The organism is Mesorhizobium sp. M0833 (assembly GCF_040319905.1).
Lineage (GTDB): Bacteria > Pseudomonadota > Alphaproteobacteria > Rhizobiales > Rhizobiaceae > Mesorhizobium.
In genome coordinates this window covers 71,751-81,177 of record NZ_JAMYOQ010000025.1, presented here as the reverse complement: position 1 = coordinate 81,177, position 9,427 = coordinate 71,751, and the positions used below count along the sequence as shown (strand labels likewise).

The following is a 9,427-nucleotide window of genomic DNA, read 5'->3' as shown; positions in this document are numbered from 1 at the left end:
GCCCAGATCAAGCAGCAGATCGAGGAGACCACCTCGGACTACGACAAGGAGAAGCTGCAGGAACGTCTCGCCAAGCTGGCGGGCGGCGTTGCCGTCATCCGCGTCGGCGGTGCGACCGAGATCGAAGTCAAGGAAAAGAAGGACCGCGTCGATGACGCCCTCAACGCGACCCGTGCGGCCGTCGAAGAAGGCATCGTTCCCGGCGGCGGCGTCGCCCTGCTGCGCGCTTCGCTGGCCATCACCGTCACCGGCGCCAACTCCGACCAGACCGCGGGCATCAGCATCGTGCGTCGCGCGCTGCAGGCTCCGGCCCGTCAGATCGCGGCCAACGCCGGTGCGGAAGCATCGATCGTCGCCGGCAAGATCCTCGAGAACAAGGGCGCGACCTTCGGCTACAACGCCCAGACCGGCGAATATGGCGACATGATCGCCATGGGTATCGTCGATCCGGTCAAGGTTGTGCGCACGGCTCTGCAGGATGCGGCCTCGGTCGCCGGCCTGCTGGTCACCACGGAAGCCATGATCGCGGAGGCTCCGAAGAAGGAGTCGGCTGGCGGCGGCATGCCGGCTGGTATGCCCGGCGGTGGCATGGGCGGCATGGGCGGTATGGATTTCTAATCCAGCCAATCTCGCAAGCTTACGGAAAGGGCGGCAGCGATGCCGCCCTTTTCGTGTGTGCCGAGCATGATCGACAGCTTTAGACGTGCAAGTCCTCTACCCAGCCTGATGGCGGCGAAGGGTTAGCGAAGCGCAACGGCGTCGTCGTGAGGGGGGTCTGGCCGTGTCCTTTCGTTCAGCCGCTGGTCGAAACTCACGATGATCGTGCTGCCTCTCGCCCGCCGTCGATCTCTGCAGGGCTGCGAGAAGGCCTTGCCAGCGGCTGGCAGACCCTGGTTGCGGTAGAACTCATCGCATCGTTCGAAGGGCTCCGATACCTGATGGCCTATGGTCGTCAGCTCTTTCAATTGGAACTCGTCTTTTCGGCCATGATCGTGGTCGGCCTGACCGGATTGGTGGTCCACGGCCTGCTCACGTTTGCCGAAAACTATCTGTAACGCTGGCGTCCGGAGACCCCACGATCAGCCTGATCACGATTGCAGGTCGGGATAGGCTGTCGCGGCGCTTCCATCGCACCGCCGGCCTTCCGCTTCATCGGCCGACATCTGCGGCCGCTTGCGGTGCTGATGGCGCTGCTCGCGATTTGGGAGTTGCTCGCCCATGCCGGCGCTGCTGACCCACGTTTTCTACCGCGGCTGGAAGAGGTGGCGGCCCGCGGCATGGCAGAGTTCAGCCGAGGTGGCCTCGGCTCCAATCTTCTGGTGAGCCTGGAACGTGACCTGATCGGTTTCGTGTGTGGCAGTGTGGCGGAATCGCGCGTGGTCTGGTGATCGGATTTTCTCGCCTCATCGAACGCCTGAGAGGCTCGTGGTCGCGGTTGTATTACGCTATTACGTGACCTGATCACGTTGACGATGCCAGCACCTTCATTGGCCACTTTCTGGACCATGTACGTCACATCAGGCTCCCCCGCCCGATCGACACGAGCCGGCTCTGTAACCAAGCCGCCGTCATATGGCGGTTCCACGACGGCACTGGCGGCAGTCGTCTTCTCAGCGGCTACAGGTGGACGTTTCAGCAGCCAACGAATCCGATGGTGGCAAGGACAGGCAGACCAAGCACCGCGTAGAAGCCGTACTCCGCTGGAGTTCGCCTCGGAAGTGGAGCGACAAGGGCCTGATTTGTCTTGCCATGCCGACATTGTCAGCACGCTTTTCGAAGCCTCTGAATTCCTTAGTGTCCATCCCAGCTCGACCTCCGACCATCCCCATTTCCGGCTGCCCGCGGCACGACAGCCCTTGGCCTCTAGCTGCGCTCGAGCGGATCAGCGTGCCGTCCGCCTCCTCTGGCTGATCAAAATGTCTGCACCCATTTGGCAATGGCCGTTTCGCGCAAAAGTATTCCCCCGTGAGCCGGCTTTCCGAATTGGCTTAACTTCCAAATCTGTGGCTTTGCCTGCATTGCGGAGCGCGGAGTTCCGACCACTCGTCCAAGGGTATGCCATGGCGTTTCGTCTCTTTGTTCCGATCCTTGCGGGTGCAACGCTGCGCGAGCGGCTGCTCGCCTGCATCGGGGCCATGATCGGCATCGCATTGACTGGCGTGATCAGTGCGCTGGCGAACGGGTCTGGCCCACATGTCGCACTGCTGGTTGCTCCAATGGGAGCATCGGCCGTGCTGCTCTTTGCCGTGCCTTCAAGCCCGCTGGCGCAACCTTGGTCGATTATCGGTGGCAATACGATTTCGGCGCTGGTCGGGGTGATCGTGGCGCATTTCGTGCATGAACCCGTCCTTGCTACCGGCATTGCGGTGGCGCTGGCGATCGCCGCCATGTCGTTCACGCGCTGCCTGCATCCGCCGGGTGGCGCCGCCGCCTTAACTGCGGTGTTCGGCGGACCGGCCGTCTTCAGCTCGGGCGTGCTGTTTCCCTTCGTTCCGGTAGCGCTGAACTCGATCGTGCTGGTTGCACTCGGCTACGGCATCCATAAACTGTCGCGGCGCAACTATCCGCATGTGGCGGCTCCCGCCCTTAAAAGCGCGCATGGAACCATCGATCCGCCGGCGCGGGAGCGGGTCGGCTTCCAGCCCGAGGATATCGATGCCGCGCTCGGCGCGCTGGAGGAAACCTTCGATATCGACCGCAACGATCTTGAGCGGCTGCTACGGCAGGTCGAGTTGCAGGCGATGGTGCGCTCCCACCGGACCCTGCTGTGCGAGGACATCATGTCGCGCGATGTGATTTCGGTCGATGAACATGCGCCTGCCGACCAGGCGCGTCATTTGCTGCTCGATCACAACATCCGGACGCTGCCGGTGACCGACGCCGACGGCGGGCTGGTCGGTGTAGTTGGCCTGCGCGAGCTGACGAAGGCGACCGACGCGGTGAGGGCTGTGATGTCGAAGGCTGGCACCGCCTCTCCCGATACGCCGGCGATGAGCCTGCTGCCGGTGCTCACCGACGGCCGCAGCCATGCCGTGGTCATCGTCGATGCCGAGCGACGCATTATTGGGCTGATCACCCAGACCGACCTGCTGGCAGCGGCAGCGCGCGTGCACATGGCGGACACAACGCTGGCAGCGGCATAAAATAGTGATCCGGACTTGCTCAATCCGGGAACCCGATGGGGCGCCAATAGGATAGTGGTATTAAGTGCGGCCTTCCGCCTAAGACAATTCCTTTTTACGAGTAGATCAACCCTGAAACGCGACCGCGTGCTCAGGCATCTGGTTCACGTAGGCCAAGTACGACTGCAACAACGGAACACTCTTCAACCTTGCCGGTGGCCAGAGCCAGTCCGCTATGTCGACCAAAGGCGCGGACTACAAATGGAACCATCTGGTGGACGGCTCCTCTGCAACGATGGTAGCGCGGTTCGCATGTCCAAGGCTGGCTTGAAGCTCTACGTCGCGGGTTGAATGATCCTTGGCAAGGGTCGCGGCTCAGACGCCGAGGACGCGGTTCGCAATTCCATGCAGGTGGTCCTTTCCTTTGGTTCCTGCATTTCGCCTATGGTGAGGCGCCGCCGACTCCCGTCATGCATCACGCCGACGACCGCCGCTTCCTCGCCGCGCCAAGGGTTTGACTAGGCCGACGATAGACCCTGAGATAAGCAATTCCGAAACGATGTGGCTTCCTTGCGCGAAGTCGGCTCTGTCGAACAGCGATGTCAACATGATCCTGAGTTTCGAGGGTTCGCCGCGCATCAATCCTATAACCTTGATGACGTTCCTGACTAGGAGGATGAGGCTGCTCCAACACGTCCACCGTGTTAGGAATTGCCATTGCACGAGTTGATCTCGGACTTCTTCGTCGCGCGTCGCCAATTTCCAGCCCAATACCGCGCCTACGCTTGGTACCCGAACCACGCGGCCTATCGCCCTCATGCCCACTTCGAGGACCCTCCAGGATCGGGCCTGTTCGGATAGGTGTGGGAGGCCGAAGCATCAGAGGGAACGGCCAGACGCTACCATGAGGATGCGCCATCTGCCGAAGAGCCGTACCGTTACCTTCGTCACTGTGCGGAACGCGGGGCGACCGTCGCTTCAGCCATCCGGCTTTGGGTGTCATTTCTCCCCTGGCGGAGTCCACCGCCCCCGACAAAAGCCCGGTCTTATGTAGCAAACGCACCAAGCGAGAAATTACGCAGCGGGCTGTACGGTAGTAACCGTGCCCGTGGCAGCGTCGACCGCCTTGGATGCCGCCGCAGTGGTGGCTGCGGCTTCCATAAGTGCTGCCTTACCAAGAGACGTGACTTGGTATCGCAGAAACCTTCGCGCTGCGAGTTGCACCCACGCGCCCGCCCAAGCCATCAACATAGGCCATACAAATGCCAAGACTGAGAGTAAGAAGTAGAAGCTGATGGAATTGGCATCTTTGCAAAGAAACCATCCAATGATCCCAGCACTGTGGGCCGTTCCAAGGATTAACATAAACGCAACAAATACAGTTAAAACAATTGATAGAAGCTTTCCAAGCCTCCAGAAGAAAAACACGTTGAACAATATGCCCCACACACTAGGTGGGGTATTTATCCATCGTGTTTCGGGAATCAGGATACGATTTTTATCAATCGTCTTTACGTCTGCAATGGCTCTTAGCTGTCCATACCAGATAGTATCCTTTACAGCGTCAGTTGCGCTGGCCTCCACCGCTGCAAGCGACTCGCTGACGCTGTCGCTAATACGAGTGATGTAGGCAAATACCGCAAGATTGAGATATGCAAGGTTTAGCCCCAGCGCCGCCCCGAGAACGGGCTCCAGCTGGGGCAACATAGACACACAGGACGCCGGCTCACCCAAAATGGTCTTTGCCTACGCCGCGACAGTCGCGGCGCGAAGGTTCATTGGAGCACTGGTCTGCCAAACACGATCAAAGAGGCGGATCAGGTCATTGGTTAAAGGAGATTCGCCGAACAGCGCTATTGCCGCTGTTTCAGTGTTGTCCTTCTCAAAACGAAGTCCTTTGTTGTCCATGATCGAAAAATTCATCTGGATTGGCGCCCTAAGGTGCTGTGGTACAACCCGGATTTGCAAGTTTGGATGACCTACCAAACTGTGAAAAAACGGGTGGTTGCTGGTATCCAGATTATGCGGCTCCTCGATCAGAACCTCAGCTTTGCGGTTTGGCAGGCCCAGGAAGAGGTTCGCGTGAGCTACGGTGTCCGGCGCCCCGTAAATTCGGGGGTCGAAGGTTCTGCTGAGGATTCGAATGCACGAGGACGCCCGAGCGAACATACGCTCTATGATGATAGAAGCGTGGATGTGTGAGCCATTCAGAACAACCTCACCGCTCATCTCTCGGATCAGCCGATCTATTTTTGCGCGGTAAACTTCGTCAGACATGGCCACAGCCCATCACATGAATTCGCCTAAATGTAGGCGCCCCCCAGCATCATGCTGGAAATATACTACTCCAAAATTATAGAGGAGCAACCTATGACGGAAAGGGCCTGCAAAAAAAACGCTGCCGTAAACCCGCCTCGACTGATTTTGTTGTTCAAATTGCGCTCGGTCTCATGAACACCGATGGCTGACAGCTTTTCGGCGAGTTGGGCATAGGTGACCCCCTTTCGCTTCAATTCCGCCTTCAACAGGTTCTTGGCCTTCGTCTCATACTCGACGGTTGCCGGGTCGTCCTTCCGTGCCATGTGCCGCCTCAAAAAATACCATCATATCCGGTGATATATAAACCCCTGCATTTGGCGGTGCAAGCCGTCATATACGGTGAACAAAATCACCGGATATGACGACAATGCTCCAGCACTTCCTACTTTCCGCCGAAAGCCGCTCGCTCTCCCTCAAAGAAATTTACAAGGGTGGCGAGGAAAAGGCTTACGACACGTTCAAGGTCCTTCGCTGGGCTTCGACACAAGGTGAGCCTGTTTGTCCGAAATGCGGATGCCTGGACCACTACGACATTCCGACCCGTCGCAAGTTCAAGTGCGCCGCCTGCGGTGCGCAGTTCTCCGTCACGTCCGGTACGATCTTCGCTTCGCGCAAGCTGGCATTTGTCGATCTGTTGGCCGCGATCTGCCTGTTCGTCAACGGCGCAAAGGGCATGTCGGCTGTCCAGTTCTCCCGCGATCTGGACGTTCAGTACAAGACTGCCTTCGTGCTTGGCCACAAGCTGCGCGAAGCCCTGTCGGCTGAAACCAAGAACGAAACGCTTGAAGGCGAAGTCGAAATAGACGGTGCATTTTTCGGAGGCGTCGTGCGCCCTGAGAACCGCGTAGAGGACCGCAAGGACCGTCGCATGAAGGAACATCAGTCAGACCGTCGTCGCGTCGTCATCGCCCTGCGCGAGCGCGCCGGCCGTACCTTGACGTTCATCCGCCATCGCGAAGCCGAGGGCGTTGAGATCGCCCGCGCGCGCATGCTGGCCGGCACCAAGCTGTTCGCAGACGAGGCCAGCCATTGGGACGCTCTAGCAGGCTTCTCTGATTGGGGTCGTTGAGGTCAAGCTCCTCCTGATAATTTTCCGGACCATGTCGCCCCGCGGGTCACTCGCTTCTCTTCGCGGTCGGGGTTAGGCCGCCGCATGATGGGGTCAGTAGAGCGAGGCGTCTCAATCTGTTGAACGACCTTAGGAGAGTTCGTCCCAGGATCGTGCCTGCTAACGAGATCGCCTTGCCCGTCCCCACGGGAACGATCCGGCTCACGCCCTTTCGGGCGGAAGCAACTCCTCCTTCGTTGGTCCGTTGTGCCTATTTCATGGCCGATACGGAGCCGGGTGCCTTGCCGAAGCGGAATTCTGTCGCATCGCTCCACATGCGATGCAGGATGACAGCGAGCTTGCGAGCAACAGCAACTTGGGCGGGCCATACCGCGCCGCTTGGCGACGTTCATACCCCACGCTCTGAGGCTCGACCATTTCCTGCTGAGCACAAGCAGCGAATGAGCCGCCTCATAGAGGGCCGTGCGGGCGAGCTCGTCACCGCATCGGCTTACCTTGCCCTGAATGTCCGTCTCGCCAGATTGATAGCGTGCCGGGGCCAGACCCAAATGCGCTCCGACATCCCTCGATCGGCGAAAGCGGTCCGGCTGATCGACCGTGGCACGAAAGGCGAGCGCGGTGATGGGTCCCACACCGGGCACGGACATGAGGCGCCGGCAGACTTGCTCCTTGCGGGCGATATTGAAGACCTGCTTTGTCAGTCGCCCGCACTCGCGCAACATCGTTGCCAAGATCACCAGAAGCGGCTCGACAAGCGCCATGATGACCGTATCTGCGCCAATCAGTTCGCGCACGCGATGGGCGAAAGCTGCGCGGCCTGGAGTGCCGAGCTTGATGCCGGCCTCCCGCAGAATCGCCCTGACGACATTTTCGATCGTCCGCATTTATTGAGGACCGTGCGTCGCGCAACGAGGAGGGATCGCCAGAGCCGACACTGCTGGCTCTTCACATGCACCTGCCGATACCAGCCGGTGCGCATGATCTGCGCCAAGGCGCGGGCGTCGTTGCGATCGGTTTTGTTCGGCATCGTTTTCATCGCCGCGTTGGCCTGCCGGGTCTCGATGCAGATCGCCGGCAATCCTTCGGCGCGAATACCGTCATAAAGCCAGGCTGTCAGCGAACAGGCTTCGAGCCCGATGCGCTCCAGCGGCAGATCGATTTTCCGCAAGGCTTCATAAAGCGCCCTCGGCTCACTCGCCGCCCGCCCTTCCTTCACGATCCGGCCGCTCTCGTCGACGACACAGATCGCGGTCTCTTCCAAAGACACGTCAAGTCCGGCAAAATACTTCATGGCTGCTCCTCCTGATGTTTGTGGCGATCTACATCGACCACGTTCTCACATCTCGACAGGAGCAGCCGCCCTCAATTTGGCTCGGGCGAGACCCCAATCACCCCATCTGTTGAAAAAGGCCCTCGCCACCGGACCGCAGCAATGATTCACTGGCTCCGAAGGGATTCGGAGGTGACGAGTGCGCGGCGGCGACGATCGAACTGGCGAACTTTTCAGCTACGTGGACCTTGAGGTCCGGGTGCGGCGCGATCATCCGGTGCGCCGCATTCGGGCGATTGTGAACGAGGCGCTATCGGCGCTGGAGCGTGAGTTCGCGGCGCTGTATTCGCCGATCGGACGGCCATCGATCCCGCCGGAGAAGCTGCTCAGGGCAATGCTTTTGCAGGCGTTCTATTCGATCCGCTCGGAACGGCTGTCGATGGAGCGGCTGGAATACGACCTCCTGTTCCGCTGGTTTGTCGGCATCGGCGTCGACGATGCGGCCTGGGACCATTCGGTGTTCTCCAAAAACCGTGACCGGCTGCTTGAGGGCGACATCGCGGCGAAGTTCATGGGGGCCGTTCTGGCGCAACCCAAGGTGAAGAAGCTTCTGTCTACGGATCACTTCTCGGTCGACGGCACGCTGATCGAGGCCTGGGCGCCGATGAAGAGCGTCAAGCCGAAGGACGGTTCGGGCGAAGATAGCTCAGGCGAGCCGCCGGCTCAGGACGGCGGGCGTAACGCGGAAGCGGACTTCCACGGCGAGAGGCGATCGAACGAGACGCACGCCTCGACCACCGACCCCGACGCCAGGCTCTACCGCAAAGGGCGGGGCAAGGAGGCTAGGTTGTGCTTCATGGGACATGGGCTGATGGAGAACCGCCATGGCCTGCTAGTCGATGCCTGTCTGACGCTGGCCGACGGGCATGCCGAGCGAGTGGCGGCCCTGCATATGATCGAACCTCGCGCCGACCGGCCGCAGGCGATCACGCTCGGCGCCGACAAGGCCTACGACGCTGAGGACTTCGTCAACGAGTTGCGCTCGATGAAGGTGACACCCCACGTAGCGCAGAACACGAACGGCCGTCGTTCGGCGATCGATCGCCGCACCACGCGCCACGGTGGCTATGCCGTCAGCCAGCGCATCAGAAAGCGCATCGAAGAGGCGTTCGGCTGGATCAAAACCGTCGCTGGGCAGGAGAAGACCAAATTGCGCGGCCGCGACCGCGTTGGGTGGGCCTTCACCTTCGCGGCCGCCGCCTACAATCTGGTGCGGCTGCCCAAGCTCTTGGCGGCGTCGAAATGACCGTGCCCGCAGGCTGCCAACTGGGCCGCTGGCGGATCATCGAAGCCGATCTGTGGGATCGCGGTTACCTGAACCTCGGTGGACCCGCAACCATCGCCATCGGACCCGACAACAACGGCGAGTCGCCTTTGGCGCCCTGCAAGCCGGTCTCGAACTGAGCTACAGCCCCTCGATAGTTCACTTCACATGGGCCGGGTGTGACGAGATGGATGAAGTCACAGGCGACGGCTATGCCGAATTGCTCGACGACGGCTCGATCGAGATCACATTCGCATATCACAACGGCGACGAGGCCATCCTCAAGGCAATACGTCAGACTTCTTCAACAACCTGCTAGAGGC

The 9,427-nt window shown here is 60.2% G+C and carries 12 protein-coding genes and 1 pseudogene; 8 read left to right on the top strand and 5 right to left on the bottom strand.

The features are described from left to right. From NKH98_RS24450 to NKH98_RS24435, 4 genes are all read left to right on the top strand, one after another. On the top strand, positions 1–618 hold a 618-nt coding region (locus tag NKH98_RS24450; protein ID WP_352902413.1), incomplete at its 5' end, for a TCP-1/cpn60 chaperonin family protein. Positions 619–764: 146 nt separating this feature from the next. After that, complete coding sequence (locus NKH98_RS24445) at positions 765–1,055, top strand: ABC transporter permease family protein (protein WP_352595894.1); 291 nt, start codon at positions 765–767, stop codon at positions 1,053–1,055. 39 nt (positions 1,056–1,094) lie between these two features. After that, positions 1,095–1,388 carry an ABC transporter permease family protein gene (locus tag NKH98_RS24440; RefSeq protein WP_352595896.1) on the top strand — a complete coding sequence of 98 codons (294 nt, stop codon included), beginning with the start codon at positions 1,095–1,097 and terminating at the stop codon, positions 1,386–1,388. A gap of 672 nt (positions 1,389–2,060) precedes the next feature. Beyond that, positions 2,061–3,143: an HPP family protein gene (locus tag NKH98_RS24435; protein ID WP_352902408.1), complete on the top strand. Its 1,083-nt coding sequence runs from the start codon at positions 2,061–2,063 to the stop codon at positions 3,141–3,143. 1,053 nt (positions 3,144–4,196) lie between these two features. Here NKH98_RS24435 and NKH98_RS24430 read toward each other — a convergent pair. From NKH98_RS24430 to NKH98_RS24420, 3 genes are all read right to left on the bottom strand, one after another. Further along, a complete protein-coding gene (locus tag NKH98_RS24430; protein ID WP_352595900.1) occupies positions 4,197–4,835 on the bottom strand; it encodes a hypothetical protein in 639 nt (212 codons plus the stop codon). A 33-nt stretch (positions 4,836–4,868) separates the two neighbouring features. Then, positions 4,869–5,399 carry a DUF7931 domain-containing protein gene (locus NKH98_RS24425; protein ID WP_352595903.1) on the bottom strand — a complete coding sequence of 177 codons (531 nt, stop codon included), beginning with the start codon at positions 5,397–5,399 and terminating at the stop codon, positions 4,869–4,871. Positions 5,400–5,464: 65 nt separating this feature from the next. Continuing rightward, a complete protein-coding gene (locus NKH98_RS24420) occupies positions 5,465–5,704 on the bottom strand; it encodes a DUF6471 domain-containing protein (RefSeq protein WP_352593212.1) in 240 nt (79 codons plus the stop codon). 104 nt (positions 5,705–5,808) lie between these two features. Between NKH98_RS24420 and NKH98_RS24415 the strand changes: the two are divergent. Next, positions 5,809–6,483: pseudogene (locus tag NKH98_RS24415) on the top strand (IS1595 family transposase); the annotation flags it as partial. 29 nt (positions 6,484–6,512) lie between these two features. Here NKH98_RS24415 and NKH98_RS33025 read toward each other — a convergent pair. Next, positions 6,513–7,157 carry a transposase gene (locus tag NKH98_RS33025; RefSeq protein WP_502894315.1) on the bottom strand — a complete coding sequence of 215 codons (645 nt, stop codon included), beginning with the start codon at positions 7,155–7,157 and terminating at the stop codon, positions 6,513–6,515. Between the two features lie 134 nt (positions 7,158–7,291). After that, a complete protein-coding gene (locus NKH98_RS33020; RefSeq protein ID WP_502894314.1) occupies positions 7,292–7,801 on the bottom strand; it encodes an IS110 family transposase in 510 nt (169 codons plus the stop codon). 178 nt (positions 7,802–7,979) lie between these two features. Here NKH98_RS33020 and NKH98_RS24405 point away from each other — a divergent pair, with 178 nt between their 5' ends. Genes NKH98_RS24405 through NKH98_RS24395 form a run of 3 tightly spaced genes read left to right on the top strand, consistent with a single transcriptional unit; the run spans position 7,980 to position 9,423 of the window. Beyond that, on the top strand, positions 7,980–9,086 hold the full coding sequence (locus NKH98_RS24405; RefSeq protein ID WP_352671727.1) for an IS5 family transposase: 1,107 nt from the start codon (positions 7,980–7,982) through the stop codon (positions 9,084–9,086). Beyond that, a complete protein-coding gene (locus NKH98_RS24400; RefSeq protein WP_352902403.1) occupies positions 9,083–9,244 on the top strand; it encodes a hypothetical protein in 162 nt (53 codons plus the stop codon). The genes NKH98_RS24405 and NKH98_RS24400 overlap by 4 nt, the downstream gene beginning before the upstream one ends. A gap of 47 nt (positions 9,245–9,291) precedes the next feature. After that, positions 9,292–9,423: a hypothetical protein gene (locus tag NKH98_RS24395; protein WP_352902401.1), complete on the top strand. Its 132-nt coding sequence runs from the start codon at positions 9,292–9,294 to the stop codon at positions 9,421–9,423. The last annotated feature ends 4 nt before the right edge of the window (positions 9,424–9,427 follow it).

Bases quoted from the DNA above. Each gene is read 5' to 3' on its own strand.
- NKH98_RS33025 (WP_502894315.1), bottom strand. From the start codon at position 7,157: ATGTCCGTGCCCGGTGTGGGACCCATCACCGCGCTCGCCTTTCGTGCC.
- NKH98_RS24395 (WP_352902401.1), top strand. From the start codon at position 9,292: ATGGATGAAGTCACAGGCGACGGCTATGCCGAATTGCTCGACGACGGC.
- NKH98_RS33020 (WP_502894314.1), bottom strand. From the start codon at position 7,801: ATGAAGTATTTTGCCGGACTTGACGTGTCTTTGGAAGAGACCGCGATC.
- NKH98_RS24435 (WP_352902408.1), top strand. From the start codon at position 2,061: ATGGCGTTTCGTCTCTTTGTTCCGATCCTTGCGGGTGCAACGCTGCGC.
- NKH98_RS24400 (WP_352902403.1), top strand. From the start codon at position 9,083: ATGACCGTGCCCGCAGGCTGCCAACTGGGCCGCTGGCGGATCATCGAA.
- NKH98_RS24420 (WP_352593212.1), bottom strand. From the start codon at position 5,704: ATGGCACGGAAGGACGACCCGGCAACCGTCGAGTATGAGACGAAGGCC.
- NKH98_RS24425 (WP_352595903.1), bottom strand. From the start codon at position 5,399: ATGTCTGACGAAGTTTACCGCGCAAAAATAGATCGGCTGATCCGAGAG.